19 protein-coding genes, 2 tRNA genes, 1 other RNA gene and 1 pseudogene are annotated in these 21,793 nt (G+C 61.0%); 14 read left to right on the top strand and 9 right to left on the bottom strand.

Going from position 1 to position 21,793, the window contains the following annotated elements; all coding sequences use genetic code 11:
• Positions 1-43 precede the first annotated feature (43 nt).
• The 7 genes from JQS30_RS14010 to eccD all read right to left on the bottom strand — a co-directional run bounded on the left by JQS30_RS14010 (position 44) and on the right by eccD (position 7,019).
• Complete coding sequence (locus JQS30_RS14010; protein ID WP_213170861.1) at positions 44-574, bottom strand: hypothetical protein; 531 nt, start codon at positions 572-574, stop codon at positions 44-46.
• A gap of 33 nt (positions 575-607) precedes the next feature.
• On the bottom strand, positions 608-2,077 hold the full coding sequence (locus JQS30_RS14005) for an alpha/beta hydrolase (RefSeq protein WP_213170860.1): 1,470 nt from the start codon (positions 2,075-2,077) through the stop codon (positions 608-610).
• 70 nt (positions 2,078-2,147) lie between these two features.
• The gene (locus JQS30_RS14000; protein ID WP_213170859.1) at positions 2,148-2,648 is read right to left on the bottom strand and encodes a hypothetical protein; all 501 of its coding nucleotides are present in this window, start codon (positions 2,646-2,648) and stop codon (positions 2,148-2,150) included.
• A gap of 46 nt (positions 2,649-2,694) precedes the next feature.
• Positions 2,695-4,305: an alpha/beta hydrolase gene (locus JQS30_RS13995; protein WP_213170858.1), complete on the bottom strand. Its 1,611-nt coding sequence runs from the start codon at positions 4,303-4,305 to the stop codon at positions 2,695-2,697.
• A gap of 455 nt (positions 4,306-4,760) precedes the next feature.
• A complete protein-coding gene (locus tag JQS30_RS13990; RefSeq protein ID WP_213170857.1) occupies positions 4,761-5,045 on the bottom strand; it encodes a WXG100 family type VII secretion target in 285 nt (94 codons plus the stop codon).
• Between the two features lie 18 nt (positions 5,046-5,063).
• Positions 5,064-5,393, bottom strand: a complete 330-nt coding sequence (locus tag JQS30_RS13985; protein ID WP_213170856.1) for a WXG100 family type VII secretion target — start codon at positions 5,391-5,393, stop codon at positions 5,064-5,066.
• A gap of 231 nt (positions 5,394-5,624) precedes the next feature.
• Complete coding sequence (gene eccD / locus JQS30_RS13980; RefSeq protein ID WP_213170855.1) at positions 5,625-7,019, bottom strand: type VII secretion integral membrane protein EccD; 1,395 nt, start codon at positions 7,017-7,019, stop codon at positions 5,625-5,627.
• Between the two features lie 230 nt (positions 7,020-7,249).
• On the opposite strand from eccD, the gene JQS30_RS13975 reads away from it, so the two are divergent.
• The 3 genes from JQS30_RS13975 (at position 7,250) to JQS30_RS13965 (ending at position 10,149) form a co-directional block, all read left to right on the top strand.
• A complete protein-coding gene (locus tag JQS30_RS13975; RefSeq protein ID WP_213170854.1) occupies positions 7,250-7,663 on the top strand; it encodes a hypothetical protein in 414 nt (137 codons plus the stop codon).
• Positions 7,653-8,378 carry a hypothetical protein gene (locus JQS30_RS13970; RefSeq protein WP_213170853.1) on the top strand — a complete coding sequence of 242 codons (726 nt, stop codon included), beginning with the start codon at positions 7,653-7,655 and terminating at the stop codon, positions 8,376-8,378. The genes JQS30_RS13975 and JQS30_RS13970 overlap by 11 nt, the downstream gene beginning before the upstream one ends.
• Before the next feature lie 64 nt (positions 8,379-8,442).
• A complete protein-coding gene (locus tag JQS30_RS13965; RefSeq protein ID WP_213170852.1) occupies positions 8,443-10,149 on the top strand; it encodes a metallophosphoesterase family protein in 1,707 nt (568 codons plus the stop codon).
• 141 nt (positions 10,150-10,290) lie between these two features.
• On the opposite strand, the gene JQS30_RS13960 is transcribed toward JQS30_RS13965, so the two are convergent.
• Positions 10,291-10,378: transfer RNA gene (locus JQS30_RS13960), tRNA-Ser, on the bottom strand.
• A gap of 127 nt (positions 10,379-10,505) precedes the next feature.
• Between JQS30_RS13960 and ffs the strand changes: the two genes are divergently transcribed.
• From ffs to JQS30_RS13940, 4 genes are all read left to right on the top strand, one after another.
• Positions 10,506-10,599: signal recognition particle sRNA small type (gene ffs / locus JQS30_RS13955), an RNA gene on the top strand.
• A tRNA-Thr gene (locus JQS30_RS13950) sits at positions 10,597-10,672 on the top strand. The genes ffs and JQS30_RS13950 overlap by 3 nt, the downstream gene beginning before the upstream one ends.
• Before the next feature lie 279 nt (positions 10,673-10,951).
• Positions 10,952-12,217 carry an MFS transporter gene (locus JQS30_RS13945; protein WP_213170851.1) on the top strand — a complete coding sequence of 422 codons (1,266 nt, stop codon included), beginning with the start codon at positions 10,952-10,954 and terminating at the stop codon, positions 12,215-12,217.
• A 47-nt stretch (positions 12,218-12,264) separates the two neighbouring features.
• Complete coding sequence (locus JQS30_RS13940) at positions 12,265-13,179, top strand: hypothetical protein (RefSeq protein WP_213170850.1); 915 nt, start codon at positions 12,265-12,267, stop codon at positions 13,177-13,179.
• A 49-nt stretch (positions 13,180-13,228) separates the two neighbouring features.
• Here JQS30_RS13940 and JQS30_RS13935 read toward each other — a convergent pair whose 3' ends face one another.
• Positions 13,229-13,801, bottom strand: a complete 573-nt coding sequence (locus JQS30_RS13935; protein WP_213170849.1) for an HdeD family acid-resistance protein — start codon at positions 13,799-13,801, stop codon at positions 13,229-13,231.
• Between the two features lie 232 nt (positions 13,802-14,033).
• Here JQS30_RS13935 and JQS30_RS13930 point away from each other — a divergent pair, with 232 nt between their 5' ends.
• The 7 genes and pseudogenes from JQS30_RS13930 (at position 14,034) to JQS30_RS13900 (ending at position 21,682) form a co-directional block, all read left to right on the top strand.
• Positions 14,034-14,630, top strand: a complete 597-nt coding sequence (locus tag JQS30_RS13930; protein WP_213170848.1) for an NADPH-dependent FMN reductase — start codon at positions 14,034-14,036, stop codon at positions 14,628-14,630.
• A gap of 27 nt (positions 14,631-14,657) precedes the next feature.
• A pseudogene (gene epsC / locus JQS30_RS13925) lies at positions 14,658-15,182 on the top strand (serine O-acetyltransferase EpsC); the annotation flags it as partial.
• 264 nt (positions 15,183-15,446) lie between these two features.
• Complete coding sequence (locus JQS30_RS13920) at positions 15,447-16,406, top strand: PLP-dependent cysteine synthase family protein (protein WP_213170846.1); 960 nt, start codon at positions 15,447-15,449, stop codon at positions 16,404-16,406.
• Entirely contained in the window at positions 16,403-17,665 is a 1,263-nt protein-coding gene (locus tag JQS30_RS13915) for an MFS transporter (protein WP_213170845.1), read from the top strand. Before JQS30_RS13920 ends, JQS30_RS13915 begins: the two co-directional genes overlap by 4 nt.
• An 8-nt stretch (positions 17,666-17,673) precedes the next feature.
• Positions 17,674-18,921: an ATP-grasp domain-containing protein gene (locus tag JQS30_RS13910; protein ID WP_213170844.1), complete on the top strand. Its 1,248-nt coding sequence runs from the start codon at positions 17,674-17,676 to the stop codon at positions 18,919-18,921.
• Positions 18,922-19,034: 113 nt separating this feature from the next.
• Positions 19,035-20,420: an ATP-grasp domain-containing protein gene (locus tag JQS30_RS13905; protein WP_213170843.1), complete on the top strand. Its 1,386-nt coding sequence runs from the start codon at positions 19,035-19,037 to the stop codon at positions 20,418-20,420.
• On the top strand, positions 20,417-21,682 hold the full coding sequence (locus JQS30_RS13900; RefSeq protein WP_213170842.1) for an ATP-grasp domain-containing protein: 1,266 nt from the start codon (positions 20,417-20,419) through the stop codon (positions 21,680-21,682). Before JQS30_RS13905 ends, JQS30_RS13900 begins: the two co-directional genes overlap by 4 nt.
• The last annotated feature ends 111 nt before the right edge of the window (positions 21,683-21,793 follow it).

The following is a 21,793-nucleotide window of genomic DNA, read 5'->3' as shown; positions in this document are numbered from 1 at the left end:
AATAGACGTGTTAAGGGCCCGCGCGAAGCGCGGGCCCGATCCTTTAGCGCTTTGAGCTAACTGCCTCTGCTCGCCGTGCGAGGCGCCGGAGATGGTCGGGTGCGTAATCGTTTTCGGTTTCCACACCACCAAGCGGTGCGACCAGCGAAGGCACGTCAGCTCGCTCTACACATCCTGTCTGTCCATGCAGAGTTACAAGCTTTGCCACTCGATAGTAGAGGTTCACTCCGTCCTTGCGGATGGCCTCCAGCGAGTGGATACCGTTCACTCCCGCCTCATCACGGTGCAGTTCCCACTCAGGCGGCATCCAGTTCTGACGCAGTGACGACAGATATGTCTGGCGCACTAGCGGTTCGGCCGACCAAACGGGCGAGAAAGTGTAAAGCACCTCAACCTGGACGAAGCCGGTGTCTTCTGCCTCGTTTCCGTGTGAACAAGGGGCTGTGCGCCAGTTTCGGGTGGCAAAGCCTGGGAATTCTGGAAGCGCGGCGATGGTCTGCCCGATCGCGGTCTCGGCCCTCAGATAGGCAGCTTCCTGGTCGAATTCCCTTGGTGGGTGAATGATGTCAGTCATTTAGCTCCTTCGGGCGGGCCAATGAGGCTACTTTCAGTTGCCCACGTTGTCCGTGATGACATTGGAAGAGTTTTCGCGGAATTGATTGCCGGGATCGTAGTATCCGGAGTGGTTTCCCTTACTCTTTGCGTCGCCTGTCCGGTTGTCTGACTCGAGGACGTGGGCCCCGAAGTTTTCATGGACCGGGTCGGTTCCATGAACCAAGACGTCGTTGTCGCCAGGCAGGCCTGCCCATCCGATGATGTCCCCGGAAGCGGTGGTGGCATACACGTTCTCCGCCCCGATTCCGAATTCGCTGGCATGTATGGCCCCGGCTCCCGGCGAACCGATGAGCATAATCCGGTCGGTGTTTAGGCCGTCGCTAGAAGCGGCAGCATGGCCGATGATCGTACTTCCGTACGAGTGTCCCAGGTACGAGACACTGTCCGATCCTGAGGTCGCCCGCATCCCGTCGCTGAACGCGGTCAGGCCGGGAGCACCTTCTGAGGCTGGTTGTTCTGAGATCGCGTTGGATATGCCCTGGGGCGCGTCGTAGTCGAACCACAGCGCCACTGCGACACTGTCGCCACTATCATTGATGGCGTCTTCCGCCAGATTGCGGGTACGGTCCATCAGCTCATTGAAGCTGTCGGGATCAAGATTCGAGTCCGTGCCGGTGACGTGAACCGACAGATGGTCGGAGGTGCCGGGATCGCCTAGGAAGACAATGGGACGTCCCGATTCAGAGGATTCGTCAAATCCAAGCAGGAGGTGGTCGAGGCCCAGGTAGGGCTCTGCGATCTCGCTTTTCAAGTTATCCATGCGCACCAGTTCGCTTTGCAGCTGCTCCCGTTTCACGATCAGCGCGTCCAATTCCCGGTTCGGATTGAGGAAGGTCCCCTCGTCCTGCTGTGCAATGTCGAGGTTGACCGCCTCCAAGTCAATGGCGTTCTGAGTGAGCTTATCGTCCAGAATCGCACGGTTGGCGATGTCGCGCGCCGATGCGGGCACGCCGTTGACATCGGCGACGTTTTCGGGGCTATTCTCCAGGATGTGTTGTTGCTGATCTTCGGAGAGGCTGTCCCACCAGTCGGCGACTTCCTGTGGTGAGGCACCGCCAGGCGGTGCCTCGTTGTTGGCCTCAGCTTGCGATAGGAAACCATTTCCGTCGGGCCGGGCCGCCCCATCAGGACCGCGCAAGGACTCGGCTAGCGAGCCGCTGCCGCCGCTGGCGCCGGTGATGCCTTGGGCGTTGGCCTGGTCGGTTTCTCCGTAATTTCGGATGTTGTGGCGTAGTGCCATGGCGATGTCATTGAGACGGCCTGTGATGAGGGCTGATTCTATGCTGAAGGTGAAGCGGAAGGCGGAGAGGTCGTCGGCGGTCTGGCCTTTGAAGGTCTGCATGAGGTTGAATAGCGTCGAATCGACACTTTGGGAGTCAGTACGTATTTCGGCTAGGACCTGGTCGGTTTCGTCGGCGGCGCTGCGCATCTGTTCGAGGTCGGTGTCAACTTTGTTGGCCATGGTGGGTCCTTCGAGGTCGTGCTCGTGGGGCTTAGCGAGAGCGGGGACCGGGCGGCTACCCGATCACGGTTTAACGGTCGGGATGAATAAGTGCCTGTGCCTTGTCGTTGTCGAGTGTTACTCCGCCGAGGGCTGGAAGGTTGGGGAGCCTGTCGGTACGCACGACACATCCGGAATGGACTCGCACGTAAACGTAGTGCGCGACCCGGTAGTACAGGTTGAGGCCTTCGGCGGTTGTGGCTTCCAGCGAATGGTGAGTTCCTTGGTTGGTGGCCTCGTCGCGAAACAGGGTGCGTCCGTCAGTGGCCAAGGCTTGCCGAAGGATCTCCACATATGTCTTGCGGGTAACAGGAGAGGCCGAGTCGTCCGGGCCGAACACATACGTCACTTCGGCATGGACGGAGTCGGGTTTTACCTGGCCGTCGTGAGCGCATGGGTGCGCTATCCACATCCGCCGCTGGAATCCCACAAAATTCGAAAGGAGGGCGATCACGTCGGAGATAGTTTCCTCGGCCATGGCAAAGGCGTCGTAGTCAGTTCGGCGCAGCTGCGCGGAGATCGGGTTGATCATTGGGAGCCCCCGGGCTCTGTCGAATGTCGCATCGGAACTGGGGTCCTTAGTTGGAACCAGGATGGCGCGGATCGTTGTGGACCATGACTCCGGTCATTCCTTCCAGTCCTCGGTTGTGATCACCATCGGCGCCGTCGGGGGAGAAGTCGAAGTATCCGCGGTGGTTTTCGCCCATCTGAAAGCGATTTCCTCGGTTATCGCTGCCGAAAAAATCGGCCCCAAAAGACGGGTTGACGACGTTGCCGCCATGAACGTGAGTTTCACCGATTGAACCAAGACCGGGCACGTTTATGAAGTCAGAAGGCGCGGCGGTGGAGAAAACGTTGTCCACTGACAGGTCCGATGCATTGTAGACGCCGTCGCCAGCTCCGGCGGAGCCGACATAAATGAGATTGTCGGCCTGAAAATTGTCCAGGGCTGCCGCAGTGCCGACTGCGGCCCCTCCGGCGGAGTGGCCGATCGCAGTATGGGACTGGTAGTCGCTGGTTGATGCCAGGCCCTCGGTAAAGGTGGCCAGACCCTCGGCTCCGTTGGTCACGTAGTGGGCTTCGCCAGCCTCTCCCGTAAAGCCACCTGTCACGTTGGTGATATCGAAAACGGTCTGAGGGTTTTCGAAGTTGGCGTACATGATTACTGCGGTGTCGTTACCTACCCCGTATTCCAGCTCGGCGCTGTCCACCAGGCTGCGGGAGCGTCCCAGCTCGGTATTAAAGCGATCGGTGTCCAACATGGACATTCCGGTGCCCGGTACGTATGTGGCGATATATGCGGACGTGCCGGGATCTCCGACGGACATGATGACGTTGTCAGCCTCAGTATCGAAAGCCAGCAATAGATGTGGTTGATCGGTCAATTGAGTACTGGAGTCCAGTTTCGATTGGAGGTTCTCCAACGCGTCTTGTCGTTGGGTCAACTCGCGGCCCTCTTGGGCGAGCTCTCGGTAGCGGGCGGCGTCCATCTGGCCCTCTGGCGGTTGCATCGCGTCCATTTGGGAACGAATATCGGACAACCTTGTGTCTATGTCGGACAGCTCGGATTCCAACAGTGCCGTGTTGGCCTCGTTTCGGACATCGAAGGGGATGCCGTCAAGCTCCGCGATGTTCTCGGGGCGGTTCTCCAGGATGTGTTGTTGTTGCTCCTCGGAGAGGTTGTCCCACCATTCGGTGACCTCTTCTGGCTCCGCGCCGCGTCTTGGAGCCTCGTTGTTGGCTTCCGCTCGAGAGAGGAAGCCCTCGCCGTCGGGCCGGGCGGCTCCTGGGCTATCGATTCCGCCTCCGACTTCTCCCCGCGAGTGGAAGCCTCCGCCTTCGCGAGCCGCGCCCCCGTCGCGCAAGGCGTCGGCCAGCGACCCGCTGCCGCCACTGGCTCCTGTGATTCCCTCCGCGTTGGCCGAGTCGGTCTCGCTATAGTTGGCGATGTTCTGGCGCAACGCCATCACGATGTCCCCGAGCCGCGCCTGAACCATTCCCGCCTCCATCGCAAAGCTGTTTCGGAAGCCCATCAGGTTGTCCGCAGCGTCGCCCTCGAAGTTCTGGGCGAGGTTGAAAAGCCCCACGTCGATGCTTTGTGAATCCTTGCGAAGCTCGGATATGACGTTGTCGGTTTCGTCGGCGGCGTTACGCATCTGTTCGAGGTCGGCGTCTACTTTGTTAGCCATGGCGAGTCCCTTTACGATGGTGTTCGTGGGGCTGTGCGGGTTTAGGGGACCGGGATGGGTGTTTCCGGTCGCGAGTCGGAATCAGTGAGGGTGATCGCTGCAAAGAGCTAGCCTCCAATGAGGGCCATCTCCTCGAGGTCAACCCAGTCACTCAAGACAAGACTCCTTGGAGGGTGCTAGGGAAAACAGAAAGTACAAAAGGTGCCACTGCGTGTCCATTATGGAATGGTAGGTCGTTGGTCGCTCTCTGTCTCCCGTGGCGCGCTTGGGGCGCAGGAAGCGCTTTCATAAGGGCCACGCTCGGTCTTGGAGGGAAAGAGAGATCGGCTCTGGGACGATGAGCCACGAGTGCGGGTAAATCTCTTGGGTCTAAACGGCGATGGGTCCCCTCGCGACCGGCGAGGGAACCCGAATGCGTAAGCAAAGGAGTCGACTCCGAGGGAGTCGGTTTGTGCTTAGAACAGAGCCGCGTTGGCGCTGTCGGTGCTCTTCATGCTCGCCTCTGCGTCGGCCACAGCCTGGTGGACCTTCTCGGTCACCTGCGCGATGGTTTCGGTGGCTTCGTTCCAGGCGACCTGGGCTTCCTGGTATGCGATTTGCGCTTCGGCTTCCCAGACTCCTTGGAGCTTGTTGAGGATGCCTTCGAGTTCTTGCAGGTTAGACCGCAGCCTCGAAACGAACTCGATCATCGACTGCACGGCCTGTTCAATCGAGGCGTAGTCGTAAGTAAGCTTGCTCATCAATAGTCTCCTTTTCGCTTAACGCAGTTGGCTGGCGATGCCGTCCATGCCAGAACCGACGCCCCGGATGCTGGAACCGGATTCGGAGTCGGACGACTGGTACTTCTCGGCGCTCTGGTTGATCGCGTCACCGATTTTCTCGAGCTTCTGCTCGACGGTGGTCATTTCGCTTTGGACGGTGGAGACCCAGAGCTTGAAGGCGTCGCCGGCATCGCCGACTAGTCCCGTGCTCAGGGGCTCGATTCCGCTCAGTACCGATTGCGTGCTGGAGCGAACCTCGCCAGCGGTCGACTGGGTTTGGTTTCCTGCGTTGTGGAGTTCTGCGAGCTCTGCATCTACGCGTGCCACAGCCTTGCCTCCTCATGAGTGGTTGCCCGGAGGGTTCCCGGGGGCTTGGGATTAGGAGTGAGATATTTGTTTGTGTTGTGTACACCATAGGCCAGATTTGGCAAACGTTGTCTCCCCATTTTGTGCCACTACGGATCACGGTTCAATAACGGTTAGCCAAATCTGTTGCGTCAAAAGGGAAAACGCCTTAATTACTCTTAAGTAGACACATGATCTAGTATGGACGGTCGCCTATCCGAACATGCCGTAGAAGTAGCCGAAGAGCCCCAGAGCCCAGCACACCAACGGCACTACGGCTACGATGCAGACGATGTCGAGAATGTCGCCGAACCGGCCCCAGATCGGGTGCGGGGTCTTTCGGCTGTAGAGCAGTCCCAATCCCATCGCCAAGGTCATCAGCACGACTGGGATCAAGAGGGTGACGACGACATGTTGAGTGTCGATGAGATCCACGATCACGCCAGTGGTGATGACGGTGAGACCCCAATATCCGGTGATCAGGAAGGGCATCCGCTGGCGCAGCGAGGGGAGCATACGTGAGCGCAGCAAGAACACTCCGGTTCCGGCGATGACAAGCAGGAACCCTGCCGGAGGATTTCCCACGATTGCCACGGCCGTCAGCGCTACCGTGGCGACAATGGACACCCCGAGAGCTAGGCCGCTGAGCAACTCGTCGGTGCGCTCCACCGAGGTGAATACCGTATCGCGCTTCGGTTGCGGATAGTCCTCTAGAACGTCGTCGGTCTCCATCGGAATTGCGGGAAGCGGCATGCGGCCAATGCGCAGTGACAGCAAGGGCATAAAGGGAATCAGGCCCACCGCGATCGCGACGCTGGCCGCCGCGACCCCGTCGGTCGGCACTCCCCACATTGCCAGGCCCGCACTAGCGATGCCGACGAGTCCGGCCAGTGCCGAGCCAATGAAATAGCGCTGGAGGTCAGCCACGCCGATGAGCGCGCCGATGGCAAAGGCAAAAAGACAGGCCGATCCCAGCAAGATTTGGGGGGCACCCTGTTGCAAGAGCGGGTAGTGCCCGCCCAGCAACGTGAAACCGCCAAAGGCCGCAAACGGCAAACACAGAATTCCCAGGCTGGCTCCGGCGACCGAGTCTCCCAGGGCACGGGAGAGCGCGGTGCCCACGCCGAGCAGGAGCGTGGCCAACCCTAGGCTCGTGACTCCGATGGTGAACCACTCGGCATTGCCGAAGATGAGAACTAGCATCGCGATCACGGCGGTGGTGATCGTCAAGACGAGACCCGTGAGGCGAGTATGGATCTTATTCCAGTGTGGATTTAGCTTGCGGGAGCCGTCGGCAATGGTCTCCACAATGTCGTCATAGTCCGGCTCGTCCCACTTGGCCCCCATCGGCACCAGGCGAAGAATCGTGCCATCTTTGATGTCGTGGGCGGCCAGCGGCTTCTCAGCGGCCAGTCGCGTGCCGTCCAGGCGGCGTAGCTCGTATCCTCCGGCCTGGTGAAACAGGGCTAGGGCCTCTGGCGGCAGGTGTTTGGTGACCGATGGTAGGAGTTCGGCTACGGTCACGTGTTCGGGCACCATCAGGTCAAGGCGGCGTTGCGGGGCCGCCACCGTGATGCGCGCCAAACCGGTGAGGTGGGTAGTCGCCATGGATGCGTCCTAAGAATTCGGTGCGGGGAGAGGTTTCATCGTAGCCAACGGATGCATCCCCTCTCATGGCCGCGCATGCCCCGTCAGTTCAGCGGCGGCCGATTACGCACGGGCATAGTCGTGGGCGACCAGGTCCTATGCCGAAGTCGTGGCAATCAGACGTCCACAATGCTGTAATACTGGTCCGTTTGTCCGACGACGCAGCGGCAGAGTCCTCATACACTGGGTGCATGGCTGTTCCCACCAATAATCGGCGCGGAAGCGAAGTAGATGTCACGGCTGTGTCACAGATTTGTGATGCCCTGGCTGCCGAGGCTGGCGATGTTGCCCAACAACGAGAGCGCGTCGGTCAGTTTCTCTTGCGGGAGCCCTCCGAGGCGGATTTTGGTACTCCGCAGGCGACCACTGCCGAGCAGGCGATCGTTCGTGCCCATGGCACCCTCGCCCAAGACACCGTTCAGCTTTTGGCAGAGGTCGAGGTTGGTTTTCGGCGGGTTGGTGCCATTATGGAGCACTCATTGCGTTCGCTTGGCGAGCTCGATGAGCAGCAGGCACAGGCCATCAAGCGGGCCACGGAAGTGATAGCCGAGCAAGGCGGTTCCAACGAATATTTGACCAACCTACGGGGTCACCATGGCAGATGAGTCTCTGTTGCAACAGCAAGCCGACGCCTGGGTTAAAGTCGCGCAAACGTGCGAGCAGAAACTGGCGCGTGCCCAAGAACTTCGACAACGCTTGGAAGAGTCGTGGTCGGGTCAAGCTGCGCAGCAACAGTGCGCCGAACTAGACCGCATGGGGCGAGCATTGCGGCAAGCCTCGGAGGCGGCCCGTGAAAACGCATCGGCCTGGCAGCGAGTGTGTGATACCGCCGCCTGGGCGCGCGCTGAGATCGCCCAAGTTTTGCAGGAATGGCACCAGGCCCGACAACTAGCCGTGGCCGAGCATCAGCGGCAAGTCAAACAAGCCAACGACGAGCTACGTCAATGGATCAACACCCCAGTGCAGCTGTGGAGGCCCAAGGAACCGGACCTGACGGCCTTGTGGAATCCCTATGCGGGTCGCATCAGTGACATCGCCGCGCGCGCGGCCGCCATATACGACGAGTCGCGCACGAGACTAAAACACCCGCCCCGATACGACCCTCCACCAGCGGTGGGAGCCGAACCAGCCATCGCCGCCATTGTGGTGCCAAAGCGCAACGATCAACCTCGTACGGCCACCCAACAGGCGACCGCAGAAATCCCCATCGAGGCTTCTGCGCCCGAGGTATCAAGAGCGAAACAATCCTCTGCGGAGCGCACGGGGCCCAAACGTGGAGTACCAGCGGTTTTGGGTAGAACATCTCGTCGCACACCGTAATGATCGTGGGGCACAACGTTAATTGACTCTTCCCTCATCGCGCGGTATGTGCCAGTATGCCCTTATGCGAGATCGCCCCTCAGACATGAGCCCAAGCCAGCTTCGCTTTTTTCCCCAGCGATCAGTCAAATGGCTGTCGCCTCGCGTTCTGGCCGACACCGCCGCCCGCCTCGGGCTTGCCCGCGCGCTCGGAGCCTATCTGGACAAACGCGAACTGTTGGGGTTCTATCCTCAAGAGGTTTTCGACCATTCGCAAAAAGACGAGTTGTGGATCGACTATGTCGCCGACCTCGGCGATGGGTTTAACGCGACCTATTCGGTCGCCCACACGATGGCGCAGAGCCAACTTGACATCGACGGCGAAACTCTGCCGCGTGGCGAAGTCCTCGTCATGGGCGGCGACGAGGTGTATCCCAGTGCCAACTGGCGCGAATACGAAAACCGCACCAAAGGCCCCTACCAGGCGGCCAACCCGCAGCGGCCCACCGATTTGTACGCGATACCGGGCAACCACGACTGGTATGACGGACTGACCGCGTTTAGTCGCCTCTTCATGCAACGCCGTGAGTTCGGCGGGTTCCGGACCAAACAACGGCGCTCCTACTTTGCGCTGAAGCTTCCGCACGATTGGTGGCTATTCGCCATCGACGCCGAATTCGACGCCTACTTGGATGAGCCTCAGCTAGAGTACTTCCGCGAAGCGGCCCAACGGATGCTTCCCAGGGAAAAGGTCATTCTGTGTGTGCCGCAGCCATCGTGGGTGTGGACCGAGCTTGATCGTCGCTCCTTCGACCGCATCGACTATTTCATAGAGAAGATCGTCAAGCCTCGCGAAGCCACCGTTCCCCTGATTCTGACCGGGGACCGTCACCACTATGCGCGCTATGCCGAGATCGATGGCGATCGTCAACTCGTCACGGCTGGGGGTGGCGGGGCCTACACGTCACCGACGCACAACCTGCCCACTCAACTCACCGCGCCACCGAAGGACTCTGTCTCCAAGGTGGGGGAATCCTCCAGTGACTATCAGCTGGTGGAAACCTACCCGAGCCGTTCGAAGTCCTGGCGTTACGGCTTCGGAATTTTCCACCGGTTGCCGTGGCGTAACCCCGGATTCGTGACCTTCCTCGGCATCGTTCATCTCATCGCCTTGGTCTCCCTGCTACAAGGGACCGGGCCGGGGGTGACCGCCTGCGCTGGGCTGTTGGGAATCGCAACCCTGTTCGCGCAGCCGGTGGCCGGAGGGCGCATGATCAAGCATTGGGTCTTGGGACTAGGGCACGGCGCGGCCCATATCGGCCTGGCCTTTGGCGGGGTGCAAGTGTGGAGATGGCTGGACTACACCGGCACGCTCGCCTATATCGCCTATATAGGTCTGGCGGGCCTGATCGCTGTGTGGCTGGTTGGCGCGTATCTGCTCTTGGCCAACCGATATGGGGTCAACGCCAATGAACTGTTCGCCGGGCTGTCCGTCATCGATTCCAAGTGTTTTCTGCGGCTGAAGGTTAACCGGGACGGTGTCACCGTCTACCCCATCGGGATTCCGAAGTCTGGCCGTAAGTGGAAAGCCAACCCTGACGGCGACGCGGCGGATCCGTGGATTGAGCCGGTGAAGCCGTTGCGCCATGAGCTGATCGAACCGCCGTACACGATCCCCAAGCCTGGACCCACCCGCGAGGAAGCCGAGCAGCCCAAACGAATCCGGGCCTTCATCGGCCATGCTTTTGGTCTAGAGCAGTCGCGAGGGGAACGGGAGAACGTCCGGGATTGAGGTGATGGCGTCCCCAAGGTGTGCCCCTTGCGTGCCCTAAGCAAAGGACAATACCGGATTACATCGGGTCAAGATATGAAAGAAGCCGGTCGACCTCATCGAGGTCGACCGGCTTCTTCGTGCAGGTGAACCTGCAAATGTTGGCGGAGGATAGGGGATTCGAACCCCTGAGGGCTTGCACCCAACCCGCTTTCCAAGCGAGCGCCATAGGCCACTAGGCGAATCCTCCGCCAGAGACTTTACCGGATGGGTCTCGGCGGCCGCGAGGCCCCCCAAACCGTCAAAGTTGCCCCAAAAATGTGAGCTGGGTCGCTACTCCCCGGCGGTGGCGGGCGCTGTCGGTGAGGTACCCTTTTTGAGTCCCTCGTGCGGCGTTACCTTATGAACCTCCCCAGGGCCGGAAGGCAGCAAGGATAAGTGAGCTCTAGCGGGTGCGCGAGGGGCCCAGCCGCCTTAGCTCAGTCGGCAGAGCGATTCACTCGTAATGAATAGGTCGACGGTTCGATTCCGTCAGGCGGCTCCACTGACTACAGTCAATATGCGCCCATCTAGCAGTTAAAACACTGTTAGGTGGGCGTTTTTGCGTGTGCGCTCATGAGGGTCCGTTGGCGGCTGTCAGTGGAATAGCCGCAGAAAAGCTCGCCGCGCCAAAGCGGCTGAAGGTGCCGGTAGGCGCACGTTGAGCCTTAGGTGGCAGCGTTCCGCGTCAGAAAGCATCATGCTGACACTATATTCAGCGCCGCAATGATGCTATTGTGATGTCAAGCTGACATTATTTCTCAATCTCCGATAGTGAGGCTCCATGAGCATCCGAACCCGCCTCGGGCTCCTGCGCGACCACGACTACCGTGGCCTGTTCATATCGACCTCGGCCAGCCACTTCGGCCTCGCCACCACTCTGATCGCCCTCCCCCTGACTGCGGTCATCGCCCTGGACGCCTCACCATTGCAAATGGGATTCTTGGCCGCCTGCCAAACAGCCGCGTTTCTCCTCATCGGCCTGCCAGCCGGAGCTTGGGTCGACCGGATGCGCCGCCGCCGCGTCCTCATCACCTGTGACCTCATCCGGGCCGGTGCCCTGCTGACAGTGCCCGCCGCGTGGGCCCTCGACCTACTCACCATGTGGCAGCTGTACGCGGTCGCCTTCACCCTCGGCTGCGCGACCGTCTTCTTCGACGTGGCCTACCAAAGTTATCTGCCACACCTGGTGGGGCGAAGAAACTTGCCAGAAGGCAACGCCAAACTCGAGTCGATGCGGGCTGTATCCGAAGTGGCCAGCCCCGGCCTAGGTGGTCAGCTCGTCGCCCTCCTGACCGCCCCGTTCGCACTGGCCGTATCGGCAGTGGGAATCGCCTGCTCGGCCCTGGCGGTAGCGGGGATTCGCAAGCGGGAACCTAAGCCGGAACCAAAACCTGACGCAAACCTGATCCGGGAGATTCGAGAGGGTCTCTTCTTCGTGGTGGGAAATCCGATCTTGCGGGCCGTGGTCATCACCATTGCCAGTTTCGTTTTTTCCTCGTCCATGGTCATGTCCATCATCATGCTGTACTACACCGAAAATCTCGGCCTCAGCCCGGCGATGATCGGACTCATCTCCTCCGTAGTCGGTCTAGGTGGCATACTCGGCGCGTTGAGTGTCCGGCGGCTGGCCGCTCTCATAGGCCAAGGGCGCATTATTTGGATATCGTGCCTCGTCGGTGGCCCCATGATGCTGTTGATGGCGTGGGCCGAACCAGGATGGAAACTTTGGCTGGCTGTCGCCGGGATGACGATCTCCTCGGCCACCATCGTTATTTACAACGTCACGCAGGTCAGTTTCCGGCAGGCAATCACCCCTGATGCTCTGCTGGGGCGGATGAATGCCACGATCCGTTTCATCGCCTGGGGAACCATGCCCATCGGTGGATTGACCGGAGGAATCCTCGGTCAGGCATTCGGGGTACAGACGACCATGTGGATCGGCGGGGCGGGTTTGAGCGTGGCGTTTCTGGGAGTGTTCTTCTCCCCGCTGCGGAACATGAAGCACATTCCCACCGAGCCAGTGGAAGCGCCCGCCCTCGTCAAATAGGTCTTGCGCTGGGAAAAGTCCTTGCCTTAGATGGGTATATTTCTTGCATGAGTTTTAAGGACCGGCTTTCGAACGCGGCCAAGCAAGCTGGGGAAGCCTCAAAGTCCTATGGCGAAAAAGTAACTGACGTGACCACCTCGGCCACAGGCTCGGTGGTGTCTTCGACCCAGTCGGCCTCCGTGCGTGCCCGCGAGACTGCCGCACACAGCCGTGTTTCGGTGTCCCAGGCGTGGGCTTCGGCTAAGAACGCCTACGACGAAATGGACGTCAAAGCGACGCTACAGCGGGTCCAGCTGCCCCCATACCCGGTTTCCGAGCCTTGGCACTGGAGCCTGGGCCAGCTCATCACCGCTGGTGAAAAGCCGCGTCGTGGTACGGGCGTCCTCCTCAATCAACTCGATCGCTTCGGCCGCATCGATATTGGTCCCGACTTCATCGGTTTCGACGGCCGGACTGCCAAGTGGGACAAAGTTAAGGCTCTACGTACCCGGTCGATAGACGAAATCGTGTCGCGCCTCATCACCGATGGCTGCGCCGAGTCCATGCGCGGGGCTCTTCCGCCAGTACCAGGGCGGGCGTGGGTGTCGAAGAAAGCCGTTGGGGCACTGTTCACCATCTGGGCTTTGACCGCCCAGCGGGCAATGGACGAGGACGAGGCAGGGCAGCAGCAGGTGCTGTGCGAAATCGAGTACAAGGGATGGATTCGCACCAAGGAAGCCCAAACGGGGTGGTTCACCGGCCCGGTCATGGTGCTGATTCCCGAACTGGATCAGCTCTTCCAGCGCGAGACCGGGCGGCGCGGGGTACCGATTGAGCCCGCAGAACCCGACGATTCGATCCAGCGCGCCAGCGAGCGCGCCGATTGGCTGCGAGACAAACAGGCCTCGATCCTGAAACGACGCGATAGCGCCATCGCTGACATTGAGCGTGAATCTGTGGACGAGGACGACCAAGAGCTATAGAGCTCGGTACAGCAGTTCGACCCCAACGCGATGCGACAGGGCCGAACTCTCACAAGACCGGCGAGCTCTCAGTGGTATCGACTTGCTCCAACTGCCGAGCCACTGAACGCATCCGGAAGCCCAGCGCGACCGTGAACAGACCCCACACGATGGCCAAGAACCCGATGCCGAACACCAGCGCGACCGCGCCTTGCCCCGGCTGCGCCAACATATAGACGGCCAGCGCCACGATGGCCACTCCGCTCAATGCCATGAGGGCGCGACCGGTGAAGTCACCGTGCAATCGCAGCGCTGACCACAATTGACTAAAGCCGATGATCAAGGCCCAAATGGCCACGAATACCAGCAGGACCACGGCGGAGATGCCCGGCCAGGCCAGCACGAGGATACCGGTGAGAATTCCCAGGCCACCTGAAGCCAGCGGAATCCACCGTTCACCGCTGAGACGAGACAAGCCGACGAAAACGCTGGTGAAACCGTCGATAAGGGCGTAAATGCCGAACAGGAACACCAGCGACAGCAACGTGATTCCCGGCCAGACGACAGCCATCACCCCGAAGAGCACAGCGAGGAAACCACGGGCCACCACTAGAGGCCAATTGGCGGAAAGTAGCTCTTTCATTACTAAAGGTTACATCGACTCGCGTTGCCGGGGAGCCGATGAGCCGGTTTTGCCTCCCAAACAATCCCGGTGCCCGGCCGGGCCACCCTCGCCTAAGGGAATTGGTTGGGAACTGTCCAGGAACTCGCTGCATCATCCTTGGCCCAGACCCGAAGACCTCAGCCACTGGGCTAGACCACGCCGCTTAGGACTGGCCGAGGCCCTCCCATCACCAAGCCGAGGAGCGACCTAAATGGCCACCATTGCCGTGATGTCAGGCAGCATCCGCCGTGAATCGGTCAATTCCGCCGTGATTGCCACGATCACCGACATCATCACTCGCCACCACCGCGATCTTGCCGTCGTGAATGTCCCCATCGCTCAGTTCCCACACTTCAGCGAAGACATCGAGTCCGCTGGAATCGGTACTGATGTGCAAGCTCTCAAAGACACCGTTGGCCACGCTGACGCCCTCGTCATCTCCTCCCCGGCCTACAACGGCTTCCCACCCGGAGTGTTGAAAAACGCCCTCGATTGGCTCTCCCGCCCCGGCGGGAACTCCCCACTGACCGGCCTCCCCGTCGCCATCGCCAGCGCCTCTCCGGGCCGGGCCGGAGGCGAAAATGTTCAACCCCGTTTGCGGGAGGTCCTCACCAACTGTGGGGCTCGGGTCGTGGAGTGCGACCCGGTGGCTATTGGTGGTGCTTTCGCTCTGGAACGCAGCGGCGGGTGCTTTACCGACCCGGAGGTCCGCTCCCGACTTGACCGTCTCGTTGCCGCGACTCTGGCCGCGTTGCCCTCGCCGGAGCCCTGTGGCTCGCGTCAGCCAGTTCCGGCCCCAGTCGCCTAGAACCGCACCGTCACCGGAAAGGACACCATGTTCAGGCCAGGGGGATTCTTCTCAGTACTTAGGGAGGATGTCCGCACCATCGTGCAACGAGACCCGTCGGTGCGTAACATCTTCGAAGCCTTCACCCACCCGGCTCTACCCGCATTGTGGACTCACCGCATCGCCCATCCGCTATACCGTTGCGGCCTCAGACTTATCGCTCGCGCGCTAGCCCGTAGTGCCCGCTCGCAAACCGGCGTTGAGATACACCCCGGGGCGCACTTGGGGCGACGAGTTCTCATAGACCATGGCGCTGCCGTCGTCATTGGGGAAACGGCCACCGTCGGCGACGATGTCACTATTTACCACCAGGTGACGCTTGGGGCTGTCGGCTGGTGGCGGGATTGCGCGCGCCCTGACGGCGAACGAAGGCATCCGGTTGTCCACAACGGAGTGATTCTCGGGGCCAATTCCACTGTGCTCGGGCCCATCACCATTGGCGAAGGTGCCGTCGTGGGGGCTCAAGCGCTGGTCGTGACCGACATCCCGGCTCGGTGGCGGGTGTTGGCCCCGGTGGGAGAAGGCAAGAGCATCGACACCTCTTTTGGCCCACAACAGACTCCTTGCACCGAAATCGCCGCAGGCTCAGCCCAATCTGGTGACCACAGTGGCGACGCGGAAATCTACCGAAGCGCTCACCCGAGCCCAGAGCAGCCCCCTAGTCATCCCTATCGAACTGACCTTCCACCCGAGGCCGAAGCTAACCACAAGGATGCGCCGCACCTGGTCCACATGGCTGCCACTAGCGACGCATCGCGTTCCTAAAGGAGAAACGCCATGGTCAACCCCTCACTCGATACCGCTCTCCCGGTCGTCGACGGCATCGAAGATCTGGTGGGCTCCACTCCGCTGATACGGCTACGGTTGCCCCACATTTCCCCGCGCACGGCCGTCTTCGCCAAATTGGAAGCGGCCAACCCACTCTCCAGTATCAAAGATCGCGCCGCCTGGTACATGCTGCGGGAGGCCGAGAAACGCGGCGACCTGCCACCCACTGGCGGCGTCATCGTCGAGGCCACTTCTGGCAACACCGGGATTTCGTTGGCGGCGCTGGCTGCGTCGCGTGGGCACCGGTGTGTCGTCGTGCTGCCTGACAATGCTACGGCCGAGCGGGTGGCGCTGTTGAAGACCTTGGGTGCCCAGGTTGTGCAAACGCCTGCTGAACTGCGCTATCAGGGGGCGATCGACAAGGCTGTGGAGATTCATCGCGACACTGAGGGCTCGTGGTTTCCCTGCCAGCATGAGAATCGCGATAACGTGCGGGCTCACTTCGAGACGACGGGGCCCGAAATTTGGGGAGCGATTTCCTCTCTAGGCGGCCACATCGACGTGTTGGTGTGTGGGGTGGGCACCGGGGGCACGCTCACTGGAGTCGCTGGCTTTCTCAAGCAGCACCAGCCGACGATGCATGTTGTCGCCGTGGAGCCCGCTGGCTCCCCTGTGTTGTCGGGCGGGGAAGCCGGATCGCATAAGATCCCCGGCTACAATGGAGGGTTCGTTGCCGATACCACTGACACCTCGTTGATAGATCAGATCGTCACCGTCACCGATGAGGACGCCGCCGCGGCCACGCGGTCACTGGCTCGAAACGCGGGCATCCTCGCGGGCGTCTCATCCGGGGCCGCCGCGCATGTGTGTGGTGAATTGTCGGCTAAGCCCGAATACGCGGACAAGACAATAGTGACGATCCTGCCTGACACTGGTGAGCGGTACCTGTCCATGTGGACGTCATCATGAGTTGGAGCAGCCTCGACCCCACCTTGCGTATCCGCATTGGCGTCGGATTCGTGCAGCGCTTCCTTGCCATCATGCTGATGCCGCTCATGGTCATCTATCTGACCGGCCTGTACGGTATTGCCACCGCGGGCGTGCTCTCTCTCATCGTCGCCGCCGCGGCGATTGTGAGTAACTTTGTCGGCGGACACCTGGCCGACATTCACGGCCGCCGCCCGCTGTTTCTCTTTGGTGAAGTGGGTGCCCTGGTCACATTTGTCGGCCTTACTGTGGCTGTCTCACCTTGGTGGGACTCCGGTGTGGCCGTGTTTGGATTCTTCCTGCTCAACCAGGTCGTGTGCAATGTGGCGATCCCGGCGGGGGAGTCGATGCTCATCGACGCCTCCTCGCCGGAGAACCGCAAGCTCGTCTACACGATCAACTATTGGTCGATCAACCTTGCCTTCACCGGCGGCGCGCTCACCGGTGGTTTCCTCTACGGCAACTTCTTTATGTGGCTATTGGCCGGTTCGGCGGTTCTCTGCCTGGTCACGTTGATCATTTCCTGGATTTGGCTCACCGAGACGATGCCGCAGATCACCGAGGCCGCGCGCCGAGGCATCCTGGGCATGGTGCGCGGTTACGTCGAAGTCGCGCGCGACACGGTTTTCCTCCGGCTGATGCTCGCCGCCGTTCTCACCCGCGCGATCGAGGTGCAGATTGGCTACTACATCGCAGTGCGTTTGGCTGAGGAATTCCCGCGCCAGACGCTCGTCTCTTGGGGGGAGTGGAAGGCCGCCATCGGCGGTGTGGAGATGCTGGGAATCCTGCGTGCGGTCAATACGGTGCTCATCGTCGTGCTGGCACTGTTCGCCGGGGTTTTGTTTGGGAAGCTATCCGACCGGTGGCGTCTCTACGGCGGCATCACGCTTTTCACCGCTGGCTACATGGTTTGGGCCGTCAGTAATTCCGGCTGGTTGCTCATAGTCGCGGCCGTGGTGCTCACCATCGGTGAGATCTCCAACGTGCCGATCAAGCAGGTGTTGTTGGCCGACTTGGTCGATCCGAACGCGCGCACCAAGTACCTTGCCGCCTATGGGCTCAACGCGCGCATTGGGTTGCTGATCGGCTCCGGCTGCGTCATCCTGGGCGCCTTCGTCCCTTCGTACACGATGGCAATCCTCTACGGACTATGTGGGATCGGTGCCATCGCCTTCTACCGCTCGCTTCTGCGCATCCGCGAACAACGCGCGGCGCGGGAATCCAACCTTGTTGCCACATAGGGGGAACTGTGCCAACCGATATCAAACGCCTACTCATGGTCATGCCCTATCACCAGCTGGCCCGCAAAGCCGTCGAAACGGGATTCGAGGTATGGGCCATTTGGGACCCGGCTTTGCAAAGCCAGGATTATTTGCTCCAGGTGGAGGAACACGCCAGCCTCTATCTGGCGGACTTTTCCGACCTCGAGGGGCTTGCCGACCTGATTCGAGACGTGGTCACGCGGCACGATATTGACGCGGTTGTACATGTGGGGGCTGAGGCGACAATGGTCGCAGCCGCTGAGGCCGCTGGGTCGGTCGCGCTCAATAGGCCGCAGTCGCTACGCATCCTCAACGACAAGGCCACCATGAGAGCCACCCTCAACGAACACCCCGAGCATCGCGTCGTCTACCAGCAGGTCGACACCGTTGAGGCGGCCGTGGCGGTATGTTCCCAGGGGTTGGGCGACATCGAACAGGCCACATTGGCACCCGTCATCGTCAAACCCGCCCTCTCCTCGGGCTCGCGAGGGGTTGGCCTCATCGGGGATATGGATGACCTGGAACAGTGGCGTCACCGAGTTGAAGCAGCCGAGATCACCGGGCCCTTCGTGGTCGAGGAGTTTCTCTCAGGGCCCGAATACTCCATCGAGACACTCACCGTGGAAGGCCGTCACCATTTGATTGGTGTGACGGCCAAGGAAACCACCGGCGCGCCCACATTTGTGGAGACTGGGCATATCCACCCCGCTCCGCTATCGTCCGCAGACACCTCGCGGCTTAAAGACGCCGCCTTTGCGCTACTTGACCTGGCCGGGTACACCTTCGGGCCCGCCCACACCGAAGCCATCCTGACCGAGCGCGGGGTGCGGATTGTCGAATCACAGGCCCGGCTTGGCGGCGACCGACTTCCGGCCGTCATCGAGACTGCCACCGGTTTCGACATCGAAGCCGCGATATTCAGGTCATTGGCACATCGTCCGCTGCCCCAGATCAAGGCCTACCAGTATGGCGCGGTCGGATTCTTTCGTTTCCCGCCCGGGGAACTCACGGCCGAACCCGATCGGGAAGCGGCCGTGGCGTGGCCGTGGGTACGGGAGTTGAAATTCCCCTTCACTGCCGGTGAGGTGCTGCCAGCGGCTGTGCATTCAGGGACCCGCCACGGCCACGTCGTCGTCGGAGGGGACACACCACAGGAGGTCAAAGAACGCATAGCGACCGTCACGGCCCACCTGGGAGTCCACACCAGAACCAACCCGGAGGGCGCACCGGAGTGACCGGCCACATCGCTCGGTTGACTCCCAGCGGCCATTAAGGCACATCCCGCGATGGCCATCCTCGACCTCACCAGCACAACCGCACCCGGCAACAGACCCACTGAGGCAGAACAATGACACAACACCTCCCCAAACCAGCAGGATCACTGCTCCTTATCGGCGGCGTCGACCAACATATACGGCGAGCCAAGGAGTTGGGAGCGCATCTGATCCTCATCCAGCACCCAGACAAGATCAACCCCTACCAAGTCCAGGCAGCCGATGTGCTTCTCGTGCTCGACTACACCGACTACGCACAAACCCAACCCATCGCCGCCGCCGCGATGCGGGTATGGGACGTGACCACGATCCTGTCCTTGACCGAAGGCGGCCTAGAGACAGCGGCGCGACTCAACGCCGAATTCGGCCACGATGGCACTAGCGTTGAGACCATCCGCCGCATGCGCGACAAGTGGCAGATGCGACAGTATTTGGCCGCCAACGATTTCCGTACGGTTGCCGCCCAGCTCGCCACCGACCGCGACTCGCTATTGCGCTTTGGAGCCAGCGCCGGGTATCCATTCATCGTCAAACCGACTGCGACCACGGCCGGGTTCGGGCTCATGAAGGTCTCGGGCCCCGCCGACGTGGGACCCGTATGGGACCGCATATGTGAGTTGACCGGTACTCGCACTGACCGCGGTTCGACTTTGTTCACCGTCGAGCAGTTCCTCATGGAGGGATACATCGACGGACCCGAATACTCGGTTGAGGCGTTGAGCTTCCATGGCCAACACGTCATTGTCGCCATCACCGAAAAACTCGTCGACGAGGACCATTTCGCCGAACTAGGGCACGCGCTGCCGGCACGGCTGGAGGCTCAAACCGAATCTGACATCCGTGCCACAGTCACCGGTCTGCTTGACTTGTTGCAGGTAAGAGACGGACCGACGCACACTGAGCTGCGGGTTGGCCCGGATGGGCCGGTCATTATCGAAACCCACAACCGCATCGGCGGGGGCACTATTGCCGACTTGGTCGAAGAGGCCTATGGCATTGACTTGACCACCTATGGGTTGGCTTGGCCGATGGGTCTCATCGCGCCGCTGCGCGAAGCGCCCGTGCCCACCGGTGGGACCTGTACGCGCTTTATTGTGCGGCCCAGCGGAGTTGTCTCCCTCGTCGAGGGCCGTCAGGACGTGGCTGCCCACCCGAACCTGATTTCCTCTGAGCTCACTGTTGAAGTCGGGGACCCGGTCAGGCCCTTGGCGGACAATTGGGACCGCCTCGGGTACGTGGCGGTGCGTGATGTGGATACGGCCTCGGCCATCACATTGTGCGAGAAGTTGGTCAACCAGACGCTTGAGGTCCGCACTCGTCCCCGGGCGGAGTTGCTATTGCGACCGGCTCCGGAAGTCGCTGCTGAGGCACCCCACCGACCTGAGTTGGCCGCTAGCACTGTCCGGACACACTCGGTGCCACATGAGTCAGAGCGCTTCACAGTGGAGGCCCGCCGATGAGTCTGCTTGTTCTACACCGTTTTGGTCTGGAGCCGTTTCACTATGCGACATGGGTTGCCGATGCAGACGGCGATGTCGTTCTCTTGGCTGACCGGAATAAGATTCTTGCCGCAGGTGAAGAGTGCCCTGTGTCCCTACCTGGGTATGCGCACTTTGAGGCCTTTGACGATTTCGACAGCGCCTCGGTGTACTCTCGGGCCCTCGAACTAGCCGAGAAGTACCAGGTCACGCACGTGCTCGCCTATCATGAGGCGGACTTGATCAGGGCGGCTCGCCTGCGCGACCAGTTGGGGCTGGAGGGGCAGAAACCGGCGGATGTGCCGCGTTGGCGAGACAAGGTGCTCATGAAGCGCCGTTTGCGGGCGGCCGGGATTGAGGTAGCGCCTCATGAACTGGCCACCGATGTCGAGCGAGTGCGGGCGTTTGGCGACCGTCACGGTCTGCCGCTGGTGTTCAAGAGTCGGGACGGTTATGGGTCGATCGGGTTGCGGATAGTTCGCTCTTCGGACGAACTTGACGAGCTATTGCGCCAGGAGTATCCCACCGGCGCGGTGCGGCGCCAAGATTTGTTGATGGAGGCGTTCGTCCCCGGCAAGATGTGTCATGTGGACGGATTGGTGGCGCAAGGACGCACGGTCATGGCGTGGCCTTCGCAGTATCAATATGATCTGGCCTCATTCCAGCAGGATCCGAAAGCGCGCATCGACGTGACGTTGGATGAGGACGACCCGTTGACGCCGCGTTTGTTGGCCCTGTGCGATGAGGCTTTGACGGCGCTTCAGGGGCCACAGACGTATCCGTTCCATGCCGAGATTTTCCATACTCCCGATGACAGATTGGTGTTTTGCGAGGTGGCGTGTCGTCCGGGTGGGGCGCGAATTCGGGAGGCGCAGACGGCGGTGTTTGGGGTGAACCCGGCGGAGTACGCGGCCCGGGCCCATGTGGGTCTGGACTTGCCGGGCGTACCGGCGCAGGGGCGGATGGCCCCACGGCAGATGTCGGGCCAGGCATTGATGATGAAACGGCCGGGGCGGGTGGTGGCGATGCCTCAGTATCCGGCAGAGGATTGGGTGGAATTTTGTGGTCTGTTCGCCGAACCCGGCCAGGTGTTGGGCGACGCTGCCATTTCGTCGGATTTCCTGATTGCGGCGGTGGCCTCGGCTCCCAGTCGAGTGGAATGCGAACGGCGTCTGCGCCAGCTGGGGGATCGCTTCGAAGCTGAGGTGGTTATCGAACCGATGTCCGCCGAAGGTCACCGTTGAGGTCACGGCTTCGGTCGAGCCGAGATTTTCGGGTGTGGGCGACTCGCGGTTAACCGCGAGTCGCCCACACCTTTAGTGGGTCTCCCTTCGCGTTGGGGGGACAGCCAAGGG

Origin of the sequence: Natronoglycomyces albus (assembly GCF_016925535.1) — a bacterium.
Classification (GTDB): Bacteria; Actinomycetota; Actinomycetes; order Mycobacteriales; family Micromonosporaceae; genus Natronoglycomyces; species Natronoglycomyces albus.
Note: the sequence above shows the minus strand (reverse complement) of the source record. Positions and strands in the feature narration are given on the sequence as shown.